This is a genomic window from Endozoicomonas sp. ALB115 (assembly GCF_049310245.1).
GTDB lineage: Bacteria > Pseudomonadota > Gammaproteobacteria > Pseudomonadales > Endozoicomonadaceae > Endozoicomonas.
In genome coordinates this window covers 1-17677 of record NZ_JBLYZG010000082.1, presented here as the reverse complement: position 1 = coordinate 17677, position 17677 = coordinate 1, and the positions used below count along the sequence as shown (strand labels likewise).

18 protein-coding genes are annotated in these 17677 nt (G+C 49.7%); 8 read left to right on the top strand and 10 right to left on the bottom strand.

Features of this window, described 5'->3' with window-relative positions:
• Positions 1 to 178 precede the first annotated feature (178 nt).
• The 10 genes from ACO6VE_RS22045 to ACO6VE_RS22000 all read right to left on the bottom strand — a co-directional run bounded on the left by ACO6VE_RS22045 (position 179) and on the right by ACO6VE_RS22000 (position 9448).
• Complete coding sequence (locus ACO6VE_RS22045; protein WP_422463462.1) at positions 179 to 601, bottom strand: type II toxin-antitoxin system VapC family toxin; 423 nt, start codon at positions 599 to 601, stop codon at positions 179 to 181.
• Entirely contained in the window at positions 601 to 828 is a 228-nt protein-coding gene (locus tag ACO6VE_RS22040) for an AbrB/MazE/SpoVT family DNA-binding domain-containing protein (RefSeq protein WP_422447107.1), read from the bottom strand. The genes ACO6VE_RS22045 and ACO6VE_RS22040 overlap by 1 nt, the downstream gene beginning before the upstream one ends.
• Before the next feature lie 449 nt (positions 829 to 1277).
• Positions 1278 to 2231, bottom strand: a complete 954-nt coding sequence (locus ACO6VE_RS22035) for a DUF1186 domain-containing protein (protein WP_422463460.1) — start codon at positions 2229 to 2231, stop codon at positions 1278 to 1280.
• Positions 2232 to 2394: 163 nt separating this feature from the next.
• Positions 2395 to 4542, bottom strand: a complete 2148-nt coding sequence (locus ACO6VE_RS22030; RefSeq protein ID WP_422463458.1) for a flagellar biosynthesis protein FlhA — start codon at positions 4540 to 4542, stop codon at positions 2395 to 2397.
• Positions 4542 to 5711 (bottom strand): EscU/YscU/HrcU family type III secretion system export apparatus switch protein, encoded by a 1170-nt coding sequence (locus tag ACO6VE_RS22025; protein WP_422463456.1) that lies wholly within the window; start codon positions 5709 to 5711, stop codon positions 4542 to 4544. The genes ACO6VE_RS22030 and ACO6VE_RS22025 overlap by 1 nt, the downstream gene beginning before the upstream one ends.
• Positions 5712 to 5714: 3 nt before the next feature.
• Positions 5715 to 6476, bottom strand: a complete 762-nt coding sequence (gene fliR / locus ACO6VE_RS22020) for a flagellar biosynthetic protein FliR (protein WP_422447115.1) — start codon at positions 6474 to 6476, stop codon at positions 5715 to 5717.
• 5 nt (positions 6477 to 6481) lie between these two features.
• Positions 6482 to 6748, bottom strand: coding sequence for a flagellar biosynthetic protein FliQ (locus ACO6VE_RS22015; protein ID WP_422447117.1), 267 nt, complete (start codon positions 6746 to 6748; stop codon positions 6482 to 6484).
• Positions 6749 to 6901: 153 nt separating this feature from the next.
• On the bottom strand, positions 6902 to 7732 hold the full coding sequence (gene fliP / locus ACO6VE_RS22010; RefSeq protein ID WP_422447119.1) for a flagellar type III secretion system pore protein FliP: 831 nt from the start codon (positions 7730 to 7732) through the stop codon (positions 6902 to 6904).
• A complete protein-coding gene (locus ACO6VE_RS22005) occupies positions 7704 to 8336 on the bottom strand; it encodes a FliM/FliN family flagellar motor switch protein (protein WP_422463454.1) in 633 nt (210 codons plus the stop codon). The genes fliP and ACO6VE_RS22005 overlap by 29 nt, the downstream gene beginning before the upstream one ends.
• Positions 8333 to 9448, bottom strand: a complete 1116-nt coding sequence (locus tag ACO6VE_RS22000) for a FliM/FliN family flagellar motor switch protein (protein WP_422463452.1) — start codon at positions 9446 to 9448, stop codon at positions 8333 to 8335. The genes ACO6VE_RS22005 and ACO6VE_RS22000 overlap by 4 nt, the downstream gene beginning before the upstream one ends.
• A 93-nt stretch (positions 9449 to 9541) precedes the next feature.
• Between ACO6VE_RS22000 and ACO6VE_RS21995 the strand changes: the two genes are divergently transcribed.
• From ACO6VE_RS21995 to ACO6VE_RS21960, 8 genes are all read left to right on the top strand, one after another.
• Complete coding sequence (locus ACO6VE_RS21995) at positions 9542 to 10627, top strand: OmpA family protein (RefSeq protein ID WP_422447125.1); 1086 nt, start codon at positions 9542 to 9544, stop codon at positions 10625 to 10627.
• A 147-nt stretch (positions 10628 to 10774) separates the two neighbouring features.
• Positions 10775 to 11089, top strand: coding sequence for a flagellar hook-basal body complex protein FliE (fliE, locus tag ACO6VE_RS21990; protein WP_422447127.1), 315 nt, complete (start codon positions 10775 to 10777; stop codon positions 11087 to 11089).
• 280 nt (positions 11090 to 11369) lie between these two features.
• Complete coding sequence (gene fliF, locus ACO6VE_RS21985; RefSeq protein ID WP_422447129.1) at positions 11370 to 13025, top strand: flagellar basal-body MS-ring/collar protein FliF; 1656 nt, start codon at positions 11370 to 11372, stop codon at positions 13023 to 13025.
• Entirely contained in the window at positions 13018 to 14058 is a 1041-nt protein-coding gene (locus ACO6VE_RS21980) for a flagellar motor switch protein FliG (RefSeq protein WP_422447131.1), read from the top strand. Before fliF ends, ACO6VE_RS21980 begins: the two co-directional genes overlap by 8 nt.
• 4 nt (positions 14059 to 14062) lie before the next feature.
• Positions 14063 to 14905 (top strand): FliH/SctL family protein, encoded by an 843-nt coding sequence (locus tag ACO6VE_RS21975; RefSeq protein ID WP_422463450.1) that lies wholly within the window; start codon positions 14063 to 14065, stop codon positions 14903 to 14905.
• Positions 14898 to 16331: a FliI/YscN family ATPase gene (locus ACO6VE_RS21970; RefSeq protein WP_422463448.1), complete on the top strand. Its 1434-nt coding sequence runs from the start codon at positions 14898 to 14900 to the stop codon at positions 16329 to 16331. The genes ACO6VE_RS21975 and ACO6VE_RS21970 overlap by 8 nt, the downstream gene beginning before the upstream one ends.
• Positions 16306 to 16656: a hypothetical protein gene (locus ACO6VE_RS21965; RefSeq protein WP_422463446.1), complete on the top strand. Its 351-nt coding sequence runs from the start codon at positions 16306 to 16308 to the stop codon at positions 16654 to 16656. Before ACO6VE_RS21970 ends, ACO6VE_RS21965 begins: the two co-directional genes overlap by 26 nt.
• 271 nt (positions 16657 to 16927) lie before the next feature.
• Positions 16928 to 17236 (top strand): hypothetical protein, encoded by a 309-nt coding sequence (locus ACO6VE_RS21960; RefSeq protein ID WP_422447139.1) that lies wholly within the window; start codon positions 16928 to 16930, stop codon positions 17234 to 17236.
• Positions 17237 to 17677 lie beyond the last annotated feature (441 nt).

The following is a 17677-nucleotide window of genomic DNA, read 5'->3' as shown; positions in this document are numbered from 1 at the left end:
CTGCAAATAAAAACATACCTGAAATCAGCCGCTGGTGCTTTTTTTTTCAAATTTGTTGATTTCTACCCACAGTTATCCCTGAAGAGCCAAAAATTCTGCCATCCTAGCATGCAAAACCCACTCATTATACTGTCGTAAATCACAGTTGGGGCTGGACAATTACTGACACCAATTCACATTAATTATATTTAATGGCTTCGGGCATGATAACCTGAACGGTTGGAAAATAGCGGGTAAAGCACCCTTTGTCGCGACTGATAAGGGGCCAGCTGCATACTGCGGCCTGGGCACCAATGTAGAAGTCCGGCAATACACCGGTTTTTGTACCACCCCGTTTCTTGTATTGCACAAAGGCTTTGGCGGCCAGAAACAAGGTCTCATGGTTCAGTGATTGTTCGCTGATACTCAGGCTGCTCAATAGCTGCAGAACAACAGCGGGAGATTCCATTCCTGCACAGAGTTCAGAAAAAACAATGGGGTTTATTACTGGGCTATGGGTCTTCGAAAGGTGACGGAACTGATCTTTAGACCAGTTATGCCAGCGACTTTCCCGATCCAGAATATCCAATATTACACAGGTGTCTATAAGCAGATTGGGCATCAGCGATCATCCCTCAGCAGTTTCATCAGCTCGTCAGCGCCCATGGACAAACTGAAATCGTCGGCGGCTTTTTCTACCGGGTCGGAATACTTAACGTCAACTTTCTGAACCACGATTTCACCACGGTCATTCTCCAGAAAGCTGACCCGGTCACCGGGCTTAAGACCAAGGCTTTTGCGGATATTGGCGGGTATGGTGACCTGCCCCTGCGTGGTCAGTTTCATCATGGTATTTGATCGCTCTGAAATAACTTAATAAGTACTAAATTAATAGTTAATAATATATCACTAAGCAAATTTTCACTTTCAGACATCAGCACTGGCACACCATTTCAATGAGCTTGATGCGAACAATCTTCGCTCAGGAAACCACTTCCATGACCAAGAGCCAGATGCTGATGCAGGCCGGTTTTTATACTGGCCCAGGCCAAAAGTCTGCCACAGTACGCTGTTCAGCTGATGGGCTAATGGCCGCCTGAGCTAACAATAAAAACGCCGGTTGCAGGAATGTACCGGCGTTTTTTTGCCCTGCGGGTTTGCTTCTGCTCTGCGCTCTATGCCCCGGTATACAATCTCCGTTCACCCTGAGCGCCCTTCGGCTCCGCTCAGGACGAACGGAGTTTGGGAGTCATTGATAGAGTAAACCTATCAATTACATTGAAACTGTCTACTGGTTATCAGTGCAAACAACACTTCTTGAATTTTTTGCCGCTGCCACAGGGGCAGGGATCATTTCTGCCAACACCGGCGGGTGATGAAGTAAACGTCGATGCTCGCTGAGACTGTTCACCCTGCTTTGGTGCTGTCTGATTGATCACCATATTCTCCAGGTTGGTTAACAGCTCGTTGCCCTCTCCGGAATAGCAGCTCAACTGCCTTAATGCCGCCACAGCATCGTCCAGATAGCAGTAGAACTCACCTTCCTGCTTCATCACTGACTTATTAATCACTTCCGGCGCAACACCGCAGCGTAATTTCAGTTCGTCCAGGGTGATGTAATAGGTATCCGCCCACTCTTTTTCGTAGAGGTCTTTCAGGGCCATCATAAAAGACTCGGGCTGGGTGTTGTAGCAGGCCTGGACCCAGGCATTCCACACCTGATTTTTTTCCTGCTCAAGACCGTACTCATACAGCTGATGCAGATAGGTCGTCAACACCTGAAGCTCCAGGTCTCCCTGTTGATAACGGACCACCAGGGCTCCCAGTGCGGCATCCCGGACATATTCATCAATGCTGGTGTTTTCAATAATGGACTGCAGTGGGCGAATATCGCCGGGACATACAGTGGCAAAAATCTGGCTCAGGCGATCACAAACCACTTCATCAAAGTCATCACCAATCGCCACATTCTGTTCAGAACTCATGGAGCTGAACAGATCAACAACAATGGGCCACGCCGCTGGCTCACGAAACTGCGTTAACAGATAAAGGGCATGAAGTGCCAGACGGCTTTTTGCCGATGAGCTGCTGCGCTGACCACGTATTTTCACTGCTTCCAGCGCCTGCAGAAGCATGAGAGTGATCTCCTGCCGATGCTCTATGGCCTCTCTTAAGGCTGGCAGAGGCAACTCACTGGAAACCCGGGAGAGGCTTTGTTTCAGTCTGGAGAGATCCTCGGTAGAAAGGGGCATAACCAGTTAATCCAACGTATTCAATAAATTGGCCGCTAGGATAGACCTTCACGGTGTTAAGATACAGCCCTTGAAGGGTTTGCCCGGTTATTCCTGATGGCAGCTTCCCATAAGCCTTTTTTTGATGGACCCTCCGGATTTTTTTGATGCTCCCAACATCATCTCACCCCAGCTGTCCGATAATTTCCACCTGAAGATCATCAGGGATCTCCTGAAACGACAATATTGTTAATGAGCGGTATTGCGCGATGCGGCTGTATCGGGAAAGCAGAGGCCAGAGCTGGGGTGAAACCAGCAGTACGGGTTCTACCTGTTGGTTATGGGCCTGACTGACCAACTCCGGAATATTATTCTGCAATTGCATCGACAGGCCGGGCTCGATAACGAAAGACTCTTCTGAAAACTGTGGATCCCGCCTGGCCTGCTCTCTGGCCATCAACAACATTTTTTCCAGTTCGTGCGACAGGGTAAACACAACAAGCTGTTCCGGCAGAACCTGATGATTGATCAGCGGGTCGATAATCTGTCGTCGTAAGGTGATACGAACCAGACTCAGCAGGGTCAGAATATCCTGCTGTGGCCCTGAAGCAGCCAGTAATGTAGCGGCAATGCGTGGGCTGTCAGCAATCGAAATATTATCAGCCAGCAGTCGCTTGAGAACTTGCATCAATATACCCGGAGGCAGTTTATCCGGAACCAGTTCGTCGCATAGCTTCGGTGAGATTTGTCGGAGATGGGTCAGCCACCCCTGAGTCTCTTCGAACCCGAAGAGATCATCGATATGATTTTCGATCATCCTGCCGACATGGGTGGTAATCACGGTGGCACAGTCAACCACGGTATAGCCGGCCTGTAATGATGCCTCCCGTTCAGTCACTGGAATCCAGTAAGACGTCAACCCATAACAGGGGTCTTTGACCGGAGGATCATAAGGCAGAGGCCGGGCATTCTCCATGGCAATGGCCAGTAGTTGATCCAGGTGCAGTTTAAAATGGTCAACGGCAACATTATGCAGCTGAATAGAATAACTGTCCGGGTCCAGATTCAGGTTATCGCGTATATGAATCATTGGTAACAGAAATCCGTATTTTTCCGACAATTCCCGTCTCAGGTGCCTGATCTGACTGGCCAGCTCACCTTTGGTTAAGTGACTGGTTAAATGCCTGGTTACATGATTCGCAGCGTTCTGACTCAGCAGTGATATCACACGATAGCCAATATTCAGGCCAATGGGGTCAACGATCGATATATCCTGCCATGTGAGTCGCTCCTTTGATGTCACGCTACTTTCATCACCTTTGCCAGCCAGTGCATTTTTCCGTTCAGTCATTCTTTCCAGGGATATACGTCGATAGATAAACAACATCATCAGTAAGCCCGGTATAACAAAGGCCACATGGGGCATACCCGGTACCAGACCAATCACAACCAGTACCGCAGCGGCGACCATCAACGCCCTGGGTTGTCCGATAATTTCCTGTCGAACCTGCTGATTCATGTCCACAGCCCCGGATATACGGGTCACCATAATGGCGGCCGCGGTGGATAACAGCAGGGAAGGGATCTGGGCCACCAGCCCGTCACCAATAGTCATCAGGCCATAAAGCTGTACGGCCTCGGTACCACTCATGTCATATTGCCAGACGCCAATGCTCACACCGCCCAGAATATTGATGAGCAAAATCATCAACCCGGCAATGGCATCACCACGGACAAATTTGCTGGCACCGTCCATAGCCCCGTAAAAATCAGCTTCACGGGTAATATCTTCCCGTTTCACCCTGGCTTCATTGTGGTCAATCACGCCGGAGTTCAGATCCGCATCAATGGCCATTTGCTTGCCTGGCATCGAATCGAGCACAAAACGGGCAGTCACTTCCGATATACGACTGCCACCTTTGGTAATAACCACAAAGTTGACGATCACCAGAATCAGGAAAACCAGTAAACCAACAAAATAATTACCGGCAATCACCACGCTGCCAAAAGCTTCAATCACCTTGCCTGCCGCATAGGGTCCATTATGACCATTGATCAGCACCACCCGTGTTGAGGCAATATTCAGGGCCAGCCGCAGCAGAGTGGCAACCAGCAACAGTGTTGGGAACAGGGAAAAATCCAGGGGGCGGTTTATGTAAATGGTAAGAATCAGCAGAATCAACGACAGGGTAATATTAAAACTGAACAGGAAGTCCAGTAGAAATGGCGGAATAGGCAGCATTAGCATGGCCAGAACCACCAGCAATAGCAGCGGTGTCGCCAATAAGGAAGCCTTTGAAGGAGTCGGCAGGAACAAGCCGGTACTGCTCATTATGGATTTCCTGTGCTTGATGAATGCTGATATTTTTCAGGTATCTGTATATTGGGTGAGCTGGGACAGAAGGTACTTTGGTGAGTGCGATAACGATCAAGTTGATAAAGGTAGACCATGATTTTTGCCACCGCCTGATACAAATCCGGGGCAATTTCCTGGTCAATGTCAGTATGATAATACAGGGCCCGGGTCAGCATGGGCTGAATCAGTACCGGCTTGCCCGCCGAGCGCCCGATACTGATAATCAGTTCTGCCATATGATCAACCCCCCGGGCCACCAGCACTGGAGCCCGATAACTGTCCGGCTGGTATTTCAATACCACCGCAAAATGGCCCGGATTGGTCAGCACAAGATCTGCACCGGGGATAGCATCCAGCATTTTTTTGCGCGTCACTGCGGCCAGTTTTTGCCGTGTCTGTCGAATCCTCTGCCGGGTTTGTGGTGAGCCATCTTCGTTCTTCAGATTGTCTTTGACTTGTTGTCGTGTAAGAAGCTGTTGTTTCTGAAGGCGGTGTTTTTGCCACACAACATCACCAGCGGCAATGACCATAAGTACACCCGATAATGCCAGTCCGGTGGACAATAACAGCGTTAGTGCCCGGGTTGCGGCCATCGGCACAGGGTAGTTACGCAGTGCCATGATTTCTGGCAATCGGTAGCGGATAATCAAAAAAAGCGCCACGGCTAATAACAGGGTTTTTAATGATGCCCGCACCACCTCAGCCAGCCCCTGAACAGAACAGATCCGCTTCAACCCTGCCACCGGATTTATCCGCCGGGCTTTTGCTGCCACGATGGTCACACTGAAGATAAAGGGGCCGGAAATCAGGGCACCAGCGGTGACACTGACTACAATCACCAGGGACATGGTGATCATGACCGACGGAAATACGGAAAATGCCGTCTGCAGACTGTCCATGATTGATGCGTGGGCTCCGGAGGCATCACTCAATGGTGCGTCAACCTGTGCCAGCATGGCTATAACGGTGTCGATCTGATCAAAATAACGGGAATGGCCAAGCAGTAAAAAAATGGCCAGGGTCTGCATGGCAATCATCAGATCTCTTGACCGGGAGACCTGCCCCTCTTGCAGGGCTTTCTTTTTCTGCCGCTCACTGGGTTGCTCCGTGGGTTCACTGCCCTGTTCTTGCTGTTCGGAATTCATCACTTAACCAGAAAGGAGAAACCCAAGAGTCTTCAATGCATAGTGGATGTGCTGTTCGACCACATAAGGCACCTGCAGTATATTAAGGCTCAACAGTACGATTCCGACCAGAACAATCATGGGGAAACCGAGGGTTAACAGATTCATCTGTGGTGCTGATCGTGTCATGAAACCAAAGGTGAGATTGACAATCAGCAGACAGACAATAGCGGGAAGAGCAATAAGCAGCCCGGCTCCGAACATCCAGCCAGCCATGGTGATCAGGGCTGGTACTCGGTCGATAATCATCAGAAAATGCCCGATGGGTAATGCATGAAAGCTGTTAATAACCACCATAAAGAACAGCAGGTGGCCATTGATCAGAACAAAAAGAAGCTGAGCCATAACCTGATAGATACGGGCAACCACGGTAACACTGATGCCATTGGCAGGGTCGCTCAGCTCTGCAAATCCCAGCGCCATCTGCAGGCCGGTTAAATGCCCTGCGAGGGTAAACACGCTGAAATAGATCAGTAATACCGCGCCAAATAACAGTCCGGTAATAAACTCAGAACAGGCCGCAAGGACAAGGCTCAGTGACAGATCGGTAGTCATTGCAGATGACAGTTGCAACATGACGGCCACAGACAGTGCTAAAGCCAGCAGTAAGCGTGCTGAGAGAGGTAACCACTCCCGGGTCAGCGGACAGGTCATGACAAATCCGGAAATACGACAGAACACCAGCAAATAAAGCACAATCTGATGTGACAGCTCAGAAAGTGCCATAATGCTCACTGGCTATTCACAATGGCAACAAAAAAGTCATTAAAGATGGCACTTAATTCCTGAACCAGCCAATGCATTGACAGTGACAGCGTTAACAATGTGATAAGTAACCGGGGCAGAAAGCTCAGGGTTTGTTCGGTTACCTGGGTTGCCGCCTGGATAATGCTGATCAGCAGGCCCACCAGAAGACCGGGAGCAATCAGCACCAGAGCCATCCAGGAAACACTCCGCAACGCACTGGCAAACATGTAGACCGCATCATCAGGTGACATTTATGTATCCCGCGTCGTAAAAAACATGTTGTAAGGAACTGCCCTGAAATAACTTCCACATTTCTACTCTACAGACGCTACCCGCTACCCGAAAAGCCGTAACCGCTTGTGCTCTTGCGGGAAGCGGGCGGCGAGCTTTTCCCAAACAGCCTCTCAGGTAGAAAAGCTCCTGATAGTACCAGCCATAATAAGACCCCAGCCATCCACCAGAACGAACAGCAACAGTTTAAAGGGCAGAGAGATCAACATCGGCGAGAGCATAATCATGCCCAGTGCCATAAGAATACTGGCAACCAGCAGGTCAATAACCAGAAATGGCAACAGGATCATCAGCCCCATCTGCAGGCTGGTTTTAATTTCACTGCTTAAAAAAGCCGGCATCAGTACAGAAAACGGAATATTCTCTGGTACCACATCCGGTTTACCGCCGCTGTCGTCGACAGGAGAAATTTCACCGGCTAATACTAAAAATTGCTCCATATCGACCTTTCGGGTTTGCTTCAGCATAAACTGATGCAGCGGCAGTCCCGCGACTTCTATCGCTTCCCGAAATGGCATTCGCTCTGCCAGGTAGGGTTCCACTGCCTGTTCCCGGATCTCGTTAAATACCGGTTTCATAATGAATGCCGTCAGGATCAGTGCTGCGGCAATCAGAATCCGGGTAGGTGGTGTTTGCTGCAGCCCAAGAGCCTGACGAAGTATGGCCAGAACAATCAATACCCGGGTAAAGCTGGTGGTTACCATCAGCAGCCCGGGGAGAAAAGCCAGTGCCGTCAATATTAAAAAAATCTGCAGGTTAACCGTGTAATCCTGCTGGTTATCACCGGAGGTGACGGATAACAACGGCAACTGAAGCGATGCCTCGGATACTGCGGGTAAAATCAGCAGCGTGACGGGTATCCAGAGAAGGCGGACATAAACAGGAATACCTGAAACACCGGACAAAAGATCAATATCAGAGGATTTCCAGAATGCGCAGGCCATAATACTCCCCTGTCCGAACGACTTCGCCACGGGCAAATAATACCCCGTTAATCAAGACATCCAGAGGGTCATATTCCCGACGGTTCAGACTGACGACAGACCCTTGTTGCAGGCTGAGAATATCGGCAATGGTCATACGTTTGCTGCCGACATTCAGGGTCATAGTGACTTCTACAGACTCGACAAGCCCCAGGTTGGACGAAGTAAGCCTGGCCAGAGGCTGTTCATCAGGTTGTTCATGGGAATCGGGCTCTGCATTGTCTGCTGTCACTGGTTCCGCACGACCATCTTCTAACGACTCTGACGTCTTATGGTCTGCTTCATTATGATCATACTCTTCAGGAACGCCTGCTGATTTGTCGGCCTCAACCTCATTCACAGGCTGTTCATCAGAGCCACTCAACCCGGGTTGATCAGAAGATTCATACGGCAAGACTTCTCTTGTAGTGTACGATGATTCTGGATTAGTAACCGCTGAGGGCTTTTCATCAGCTGAGGGCTTTTCATCAGCTGAGGGCTCTTCATCAGCTGAGGGCTCTTCATCAGCTAAGGGCTCTTCATCAGCTAAGGGCTTTTCATCAACTGATGATCTTAAGTCGTTCACTGACTGTTCTCTCCTCTTAAACACTCATTGATTCGCACGGTAAGGTGACCTCTATGCTGCCCTGTAGTTCCTCGAAACAGGAGAGAGTTCTCCACGCTTATATGTGACTTTCCTGGATGGGGTATCGATAGAACATCACCAACTTTCAGATCACATAATTTGCTCATCGGCAAAAACAGTGGCTCAAGATCAACAGTAATATCAACTTCGATTTTGCCAAGAAACCGCATGATACGATCCCGGCATGACGGCTTTGAACACGTTTCCCTGTCAGCCATTGAACCCTGCTCTACCATGGCACTGGTAAAAGCATTGACCGGGGTATAGAAGCAAACAGGGACTAACCATGGCGAGTCAGCGTAAGCCGGGTCATGAAACTCAAGATCAAACTGATTCAGCAGACAGTCATCCGTGAATAACACGGGGGTTATCCGTGATCCCCCCATCCATTGAGCGCCCATCCGTTCAGCCAAAGAAGAAAAGCCAGTATCTGATACTGAGCAATAAGCCGCACAAAGCGCCATCCAGACCTCTGCCAGCGCACTGGCCACCTGATCCAGAAGTTGTTTGCCAATTCTTGTGAACTCTCTGGTAAAAGCCGGGGGAGAACCGTCAGCTAAAGAGCCGCCAGATGAAGAGCCGTCAGGTGCATAATCCTCAGCCCCGGAAGCCAGCGAAGACAGGCTGCCACCAAAGCAGAGGACCGTCAGAAAGTCCGGCAGCTGCGGATCTAACAGTAAGAATGCAAAGCTGGATTCACGGCAAATTGCCTTGGAAAAATGCTGATCACCAAACGGCAGCTGAAAACGGTAGAGTGTTTGTCTGGGCAACTGCTGTAATTGTTTAATCGTCGTATAAACATCACCATTGAAGTGACAGCGGGCACCAATCATCGGGCTGTCTATAATTTCCTCCAAAGCCTTCAGCATCTGCTCAGGACATGACTGTGAAAGCGTCTCCAGCTTCTTTGTCATGTGCAATACCGAAGGGGACATCTGATGCAGATAACTTCGCTGCAAAAGCCCCGAATCACTGCTGCTATTCGCCACACTGCTATTCGCCAAATTGTGCTCCACACCACGACCCGGGGAACTAAACTCTGTAGAAGGCATTCGATACTTTCCCGTCAGCAGCCTCCTGAAAAAGTAGTTCATACTGTTTTTTTTTCCATCCTGCCGGACAGAACCCTGTGATATGAATGTGCTATGAAACAGATTAGTTTTTTACTGTCATTACTGCTTACTAACCCTGTTTTCCTGATAACCCGGGCATTATTGTTGATGCTGCTTCATTCGCCAGTCTCTGCCAGCCTCTATTCTGCCAGCCTCTATGATGTAGTGATGGATGATGTTGACTGGCAACTACATGAAAAAAAACACTTTAAATGTCGTTTATATCAGAAGGTGCCGTTATTTGGCGGCGTTGCCATTATCGCTGAAGCGGGACACCAGCAGGCTATTGAGCTGGAAACCTCGCTGTTCCCAACACGGCCGGAATCAGTAGAGGTCTGGATCAGGCCCCAGCCATGGGGGCGCAATCATTCCTCGAAATATTCCTCTAAAGACTCTTTCGAAAGCGCATCAGACGAAAGCACACCAGGCAGATACGGCCAAAAACTCCAGATTACTGATTATTATTTGTCCGATAATGTTCCGGTGAAAGGTCTTGAACTGAAACTGCAACTGCCTGTCAGGCAGTTGCTTGACCTGCTTGACAGTCGCAGTTATCTCTCGGTTTATATGGTTAAAAAATCGTCGGAAAACAGCAGTAATGCCATTGAAGTCAGAATTCCCACGGTGGGTATGTTGCCAGCGATGGAAAAAATGTCAGACTGCATAACCAGCCTGCTGCCCAGAAACTTCCAGCAGTTGCATCAATACAATCTTCATTATGCCCTCGGAGAGTTTTTATTAAATAAATATCAACGACAGTGGTTATTGGATACTGCACGCTATGTAGCGGTGGATAAAAGCATCAGCGAAATTACCATTGACGGCAATAGTGATAATACGCCCTTCACGGGCAGCGATGAGACCATTGACCGATTACAAAATCTGGAGCTGTCAAAAAAACGTGCTGATGCTGTGCGCAACCAGTTGGATCAATACCTGAAGGACGCCAGGATTGCCCGGCCTGTCAAGGTCATTACCCGTTACCATGGCGAACGCTACCCTGTCGCCAACAATGCGACTGCTGCCGGACGATATAAAAACAGACGGGTTGAGGTTACCCTTGTGAGAGATACCATCACTGGCCCGATGGAAGAATCTGAAGATTCTCTGCCTCATTAATCATGGCAAGTACCAGTAAACAATCTATCTTTAAGAGGGTTCAAAACTGAACCGGTTATCAGAACATTTTTTAAACATTGCTTTTAAACATCGTGTTGAGTGTATTGAAGTAATAAGCGACGGCTCAAGTATGCGAGTAAATTATCAATGCCCAATCCAGTAATATTGTCTTTGGACAGTGCGTTTCAGGCAGGTTCTCTGTCGGAGTTCATGCCAATCCCCATCAATGCCAGCGCTCAGCAACCTGATTCTTTTCATCGGGTCTTTGCCACCCTGTTGAACCATACCAACAATACCCAGCTGCAAGCAGAGCAGCACATGACTGAACTGGAAGCGGGGCAGGATAATCTGATTGAGACGGTGATGTCGATTCAAAAAGCGAGCCAGACCATGAGTATGCTGATACAGGTCAGAAATCGTATCGTTGAAGGATATCATGAAACCTTTAATCAGCAGATTTAATCAAGCAGTCGTCTATTAAGGATTTGTCCCGGAACAGCTTCATCATTTTACTCAGTCTGGGAAAGGTCGCTGCCCGCAAAAGCGCAAGCGGTTACGGCTTTTCGGGCAGCGGGTGGCAGGCAGCGGGGAGCGTCCGTACAGGAACTATTCCTGAGTAGCCAAAGATATTCGATCCCCCATGGCCAACTACTTATTACATATACCCTGAGATTGTCGTGAAAATCCAGGCCCGGGGCTGATTAGAATCTCTGGTGGGCAAAGAAAAGAGTGGGCAAAAACGGTGGATAAAAACACCTCCCTGCAATCGTCAGATGGTATCAGTGCGGCGTTTAAAAAATACTGGCACCAGCTGTATGGCTGGTTTGCTGCAATATTGAAAGAAACGCCCACAGGCTCTGGAACCAACCAGAGACTGCTGATACTGCTGGTGGCCAGTGCCTTGCTGATAGCGGTGCTGATTAATACCGCCCTCTGGTGGCATGACCATGGCTTCCGCCCTTTGTATGGTTATGGCGAACACTACAATATGTCAGCCATCATCGACATTCTGGATAAACAGGGAATTGGCTACCGAATCAACCCGGACGACGGACAGCTACTGGTTCGCGCCAATCAGCTTTCGGAGGCACGTATGACCATGGCCACCGGGGGAATTATCGCTACCGGCTCACAGCCATGGATGCCGGAGCCATCGGGGCTGGGCAGCAGTCACTTTGTCGAGCAAATGCAGTTTCTGGGTGCGTTGGAAACATCGTTATCCGAAACCATCAGTGGTATCAATTCGGTTCGCTATGCCCGCGTCCACTTATCTGTCCCTGAACAAAGTGTCTTTTTCCGGAGCCGCCCGGCAGCCAAAGCGTCGGTGTATCTGGAACTCTACAGTGGCATGCGGCTTCAGCCGGATCAGGTTGAAGGTATTATGCGTCTGGTGAGCGGCAGTATTGCCACGCTTAGTGAACAGGAGGTTACGGTCGTTGATCAATACGGCAATCTGCTCAGCCAGGCTATTGCCAATTCACTGATCACCGGCACTGATGGCACCGGTCATGCCTATCTTACGGCCAGAACCCGTATTGAAAGCCATCTGGAGCTGCAGTTATCGAAAATTCTCGATGCGGTGGTCGGCCCGGGTTACTACCGGGTCGATGTCGCCGTTGATCTGACATACGACAAAATAGAACAAAATTCCGAACAGTTTGACCCAAACATTGTTTTACGAAGCGAATCGATGGAGTCCGGTACACCGTTTTTGCTGGGCAAACCAGCCCCTGTCGGCCAGGCACCTGCAGTTCCTGCACCCGGGGCAAAAGCACCTGAACCCGGTCAGGAAGAAGTCGGTAAACAGAAAGTGATTCGTAATTATGAGGTCAGCCGCCAGATCAGCAACGAAACCCGATACCCCGGTCAACTCAAGCGATTAACCATTGCCGTGGTCATTGACGACGGCAGGTTAAAACCCGAAACAATGGTACAGGACAGTGAGTCAAGATTGACGACACTGATCAAACAAGCGGCAGGATTTGATGCCTCCAGGGGAGATGCCGTCAGCCTCGCCATTCTCCCTTTTGCCAGTACTCCGTCGCCCCTGACCACTAGCGACCAGAAGAGCTTCCATCGCTGGCTTGACCTCGGTATCAAAGTGATTCAATTGATAGTATTGGTGGCACTCCTTCTGTTAATTGTATTGGGTTGTCGAAGGCTTTTACGGGAAGTCTTATTGTCGTCACCCGGGCCGACAGGCAGTAACAGTACCACCGTCTCCACCATGGCGGATCAGTTCAGGTCAACAGTGGCCGATGGTGACATCCCCACTGATCGGACTCCGGTCACTCTGGAGGAGCAGGTCGCCCGATACCAGGAGCTGGCCCAGAATGAGCCGGAAAAAGTCGCTGCCGTATTAAAAGAGTGGATCAACAGGAATCACGCCAATGGCTGAGCCGCAAACAGGGCAGCCTGTCAGCTCCGCACAGAGCCTGCCCGGTAGCAATTGCTCCGGGGAGGAGGCTGCTGTCTTTCTGTTATTGCTCGGTGAGCAGGCGGCCGCCAACGTGATAAAACACTTAACACCCGGCGAAATAAGAGTCATCAGCCAATATTCTGAAAAAATACGGGTAAAGAATCGTGACCAGCTGATGATGATGTTGAATCAGTTCGAGCAGTCTTACGCCAATGTCAGTTTATTGCTGGGTGATTATCAGATCCAGATGCGGCAGGTCCTGCAAAAAGCACTGGGTAAAGAACAGGCTCGCTGTCTGGTAAACCCGCCTGGCAGCCACCGGGAACCACTGACCGGGCTGCAGTTAATGAAGCCGGAACTTCTGGCGACCATGATCAGGGATGAACCGGAGCAGTTTCAGGCGGCAGTGCTCGCCTGCCTGCAATCGGATCAGGCCTCGGATGTCATTAACCTGCTTCCCCGGGAACGGGTGCAGGGTATTTTGGAAAGGATTGCCCATCTTGGCAGCTTGTCCCAGACATCTCTGCGGGCCATTGTAACCTTTCTGCAGTCTTTCCTTAATGAACAGGCGATTGACCACTTTCTGCCCGTTAACGGTGAGCAGCAAGTCGCTAACATTCTGAATCTTTTTGACAGTGAATCAAGGGACCAGGTTCTTCTCAACCTGAAGCAATCTGACAGTGCCATGGCGGTGCGAATAGAAGAGCAAATGCTGGTATTTGCCCAAATCATCGACCTTTCAACAGATAATGTTGCCAGACTCATTACCAGTGTTGATCCATTGGATTTAACCATGGCGCTTAAAGGAGAAACGGATGATTTTCGTCAACATATTTACCAGTCCATGGGCAAAAGAGCTGCCAACTACCTGCGGGAAGAAATAGAGGCATTAGGTGCCGTTCCACAGAGTAAAGTCAAAGAGGCAAGGCAGAAAGTGGTGCAGGTAATGGACGATCTGTTGAAAAGCGGAGAGATTGAAATGCCCCGTGGTAATGAAGTAATGCTGGAGTAACCCGATGATCAAGACCACAGCATTAAGACAAAGCGCTGAAATGCACTGTGCTGACCGGAATAAGACCCGTACCCATTCCCATAATAGTGGGACTCCATCGGACGGCGGATTGCCCTGGGATGAGTTCTCAGAACCTGAGCAGCCCTGCATCCATCGCTATCAGTTTCCACCGTCCTGTTATCAACAGGACCAAGGCACTGGCCACGGGACTCCTGCTCAAAAACCAACCAGTAATTTCCAAATGCTGCGTGAGATCGTTCGAAGAAACCGGAAACGGCAACTTGACCATCGTCGCAGAGCAGAAGACGCCGGGTATGCTGAAGGCCAGCAACATGGTTTACAGGACGGCTACCAGGATGGCTATCAGAATGGCTTTGAAGCCGGACACCTGGCCGGACTGCATGAATCACAGCAACAGCAGAAAGACAGCGCGGAACAATGGCTGGCTCTGATGAATAGCCTCTGGAATGAGTTGTACAACCTGCATCAATCAACCCTGCTGCATTTAGGCCAGCCGCTGAGCGAACTGATCAGCACAGTGGTCAGGCAGGTAGTAAACCATGAACTTGCGACCTCGCGGGAGTCATTACAGCAACTGGTTACCGACTCTCTGACCATGCTTCCGGATATTAAAGGGGGGCATCTGGTGATCAATCCGGTGGATCGTCTTCTGATAGACAACATTGTCAAACAGTTACCCGAAGGCTGGTCCATTCAGGAGGATGACCGTCTGACAGCAGGCGGATGTCGTCTTATTACCGATTATGGCGAAGTTGATGCGACGGTGGAAAGTCGTGTTATGGCCTGCATTGATACGGTGCATGAACAGTTATTAATGAATGGTTGATGCCAGCGTGCCCCTCTCGACACTTCCTTCCCCTCCAGTTGAAAGAACCGACAATACCAGAACCGATCTCTGGGACCGGCTAATCCGACAATTGATGTCGGCCGGAGAACAGGTCACCCTGTTGACACCTCAGCGGTTGTCAGGACAGCTGATCAAGGCATCCGGACTGATTATGGAGGTGGCGGGCTGCAGGATGCAAACCGGTCAGCGGTGCCTGGTTCAGGGCAGTGATGGTCTTACTGTAGAAGCCGAGGTTGTTGGCTTTGACAGAAATACGCTGCTGCTGATGCCGATTGACTACCATGACGGATTATCCCCCGGCGCAAGAGTCACATCGATGGGGGATAATTCATCTATTGTGGTGGGCGACGCCTTGCTGGGGCGGGTTATTGACGGTGTCGGCCGACCACTGGACAGCAAGGCAAAGCCCACAGGCAGCGCTAATATCCGCCTTCATAGTCCTCCTATTAACCCACTGCAACGATGCCCGGTTGCCACACCATTAGACGTCGGTGTACGTTCTATTAATGGATTACTGACCATTGGCAGAGGACAACGTATTGGTCTGTTTGCCGGGAGCGGCTCTGGCAAAAGTACACTGCTGGGCATGATTGCCAGAAATACCAGCGCCGATATTGTGGTACTGGCCATGATTGGCGAAAGGGGACGAGAGGTTGGCGATTTTATCCGCCAGAATATCAATGACCACTGTCTTCAGCGCTCCGTTGTTGTTGCCGCCCCTGCCGACCATTCACCGGTAATGCGGCTGCGAGCCGCGCTGGTGGCACACCGTATTGCCGAGTACTATCGGGATACCGGACATCATACCCTGTTATTAATGGACTCCCTGACCCGCTATGCCCAGGCCCGCCGGGAGGTTGCCCTGGCTACCGGTGAACCACCCGCAGCCAGGGGATACCCACCCTCAGTCTTTAACAGGATTGCCCGGTTGGTTGAGAGGGCTGGCAATGGCTATCAATCAAGTGGTTCATTAACGGCCTTTTACACCGTTCTGACGGAAGGGGAACAAGATACGGACCCCATTGGTGAATCCGCCAGGGCCATCCTGGACGGTCACCTGGTACTCAGCCATGCTCTGGCAATCTCCGGACACTATCCAGCCATTGACGTGGTGACCTCCATCAGCCGGACGATGCCGCAATCCGTATCCGAAGAGCACCTCAAGATGTCGTTGACCTTCCGACGACTGTTAGAAAAAGCCCGTGAAGGGAGTGAATTAAAATTACTGGGGGTCTATCAACCGGGTAATGACGCTGATATGGATATGGCCATGGCTGCAGAGCCGGGTATACTTGGCTATTTGCAGCAAAATATCAAAGAGCGAGAGACGTTAGAAGACAGTGTTCAGCAGTTAAAGGCGTTAATTTCCGGACTTCGTCATGGCCATCAGCAAAAAAATGATTAACCGCTTACTCCATCTTGAAGAGCTACAACATCAACAGCGACTGAGTGCTATCCGTCGTCAGCTTGAAGTACTGGAAAAACATAATCGATTAATCGAAACACTGGATACCGCAGGCAGTGCGACAGTGGCCCAAAATACTCAAACCGGGTCATACTATACGGGCATACAAGTCATCAATCGGGCAATGTTTCATTGGCAATTGCTGAATAGCTGGCAGCTTTGCATTGAGGCACGTTCACGACAGATCGACTCCACCAGGGCTCTATCGACAGAGATAAAGGCGAAAATGCAGCGACTTGAACGATTACGCCAGCGGTACAGATAATGCCCAGGTCAGCTTTTTTCCAACAGACAGGAAACCTCCAGAGCGAGTCTGAGTCGGGAGTTATCCTGAAATAGACAGTGATCTTTTAGCGAACCCAATACGATTGTCGTGGCTTTAAAATCTTTGGGTTTCCTTTTTTATTATTGGTATTACAACTTATTTCGTTTGAATTTTCATCCTATAAAATGACGAGGGATTTTTACTGGTTCTGGAACAATTCAAGAATAACGAAGGTTTCGACCGTCTTATCAAACTTATTAAGGAGCTTTAAATGAAAAAGCTTATTATCGCTGCACTGCTTGTATCATCCACGGCTATGGCGGATGCACCTCGCCTTGAGAAGGCTCTCTACACCCGCGTTCGTTCGTGCGTGGAGATTGCCAGACTGGAGGATAACCCCCTCCTGGCGGCTATCTTCAAGTCCAAGGCGGATGATTACTACCATAACTTCGCCGGTGATAAGGCTGCCTTGAACTGGGCCGTTGTATCCAACAAATTTGGCTTCCGTAAGAAGCCTAAGGAAATGTCCCGCGAACAACGGAAAGATGCTATCAAGACTTGTAACGATATCATCTGGTAGTATAAAAGAGGTCTTCGGCCCTCTTCTTATTATTCCCTGAACCGCGAGTTCACAACTAAGAAATCAGCCTGAAAAGCCAATAAAGAGGATAACTGTAAGGGACGGTTCCGGGGTAAGCGCCCATTTAACCTGCGTATGTTGCCATTTTAACCGTAAAATGCTTGTGTCAGGGCAACTGGTTTATCCTTGTAGGAGGCTATGTTTTCCTTAAGGGGCGATGAGTCTAAACTGTCGTAAAGCCCTGAAATGGGAGATTCTGTGATGCAGTCCCAACAGTTTCAAGACCTTCTTAATGCATATCACAGCCCTTGTAGGAACTCTTCTATCCAGTCATCGTTGTTGACCAGTTCTGACTCTGTCGCCAATGAATCCAATGTCGCCAATGAATCCAAATCCCATTCCACTATTTCATCAAGCCCAAGTGGGTCTCTTCTCCTTTTC

What these genes read in the sequence shown, in the direction of transcription:
- ACO6VE_RS22015 (WP_422447117.1), bottom strand. Translation starts at nt 6,748, where the DNA reads ATGTCACCTGATGATGCGGTCTACATGTTTGCCAGTGCGTTGCGGAGT.
- fliE (WP_422447127.1), top strand. Translation starts at nt 10,775, where the DNA reads ATGCCCAATCCAGTAATATTGTCTTTGGACAGTGCGTTTCAGGCAGGT.
- ACO6VE_RS21965 (WP_422463446.1), top strand. Translation starts at nt 16,306, where the DNA reads ATGGCCATCAGCAAAAAAATGATTAACCGCTTACTCCATCTTGAAGAG.
- ACO6VE_RS21975 (WP_422463450.1), top strand. Translation starts at nt 14,063, where the DNA reads ATGATCAAGACCACAGCATTAAGACAAAGCGCTGAAATGCACTGTGCT.
- ACO6VE_RS22035 (WP_422463460.1), bottom strand. Translation starts at nt 2,231, where the DNA reads ATGCCCCTTTCTACCGAGGATCTCTCCAGACTGAAACAAAGCCTCTCC.
- fliP (WP_422447119.1), bottom strand. Translation starts at nt 7,732, where the DNA reads ATGGCCTGCGCATTCTGGAAATCCTCTGATATTGATCTTTTGTCCGGT.
- ACO6VE_RS21970 (WP_422463448.1), top strand. Translation starts at nt 14,898, where the DNA reads ATGGTTGATGCCAGCGTGCCCCTCTCGACACTTCCTTCCCCTCCAGTT.
- ACO6VE_RS22040 (WP_422447107.1), bottom strand. Translation starts at nt 828, where the DNA reads ATGATGAAACTGACCACGCAGGGGCAGGTCACCATACCCGCCAATATC.
- ACO6VE_RS21980 (WP_422447131.1), top strand. Translation starts at nt 13,018, where the DNA reads ATGGCTGAGCCGCAAACAGGGCAGCCTGTCAGCTCCGCACAGAGCCTG.
- ACO6VE_RS21995 (WP_422447125.1), top strand. Translation starts at nt 9,542, where the DNA reads ATGAAACAGATTAGTTTTTTACTGTCATTACTGCTTACTAACCCTGTT.
- ACO6VE_RS22025 (WP_422463456.1), bottom strand. Translation starts at nt 5,711, where the DNA reads ATGAATTCCGAACAGCAAGAACAGGGCAGTGAACCCACGGAGCAACCC.
- ACO6VE_RS22030 (WP_422463458.1), bottom strand. Translation starts at nt 4,542, where the DNA reads ATGAGCAGTACCGGCTTGTTCCTGCCGACTCCTTCAAAGGCTTCCTTA.
- ACO6VE_RS22045 (WP_422463462.1), bottom strand. Translation starts at nt 601, where the DNA reads ATGCCCAATCTGCTTATAGACACCTGTGTAATATTGGATATTCTGGAT.
- ACO6VE_RS22000 (WP_422463452.1), bottom strand. Translation starts at nt 9,448, where the DNA reads ATGCCTTCTACAGAGTTTAGTTCCCCGGGTCGTGGTGTGGAGCACAAT.
- fliR (WP_422447115.1), bottom strand. Translation starts at nt 6,476, where the DNA reads ATGGCACTTTCTGAGCTGTCACATCAGATTGTGCTTTATTTGCTGGTG.
- ACO6VE_RS21960 (WP_422447139.1), top strand. Translation starts at nt 16,928, where the DNA reads ATGAAAAAGCTTATTATCGCTGCACTGCTTGTATCATCCACGGCTATG.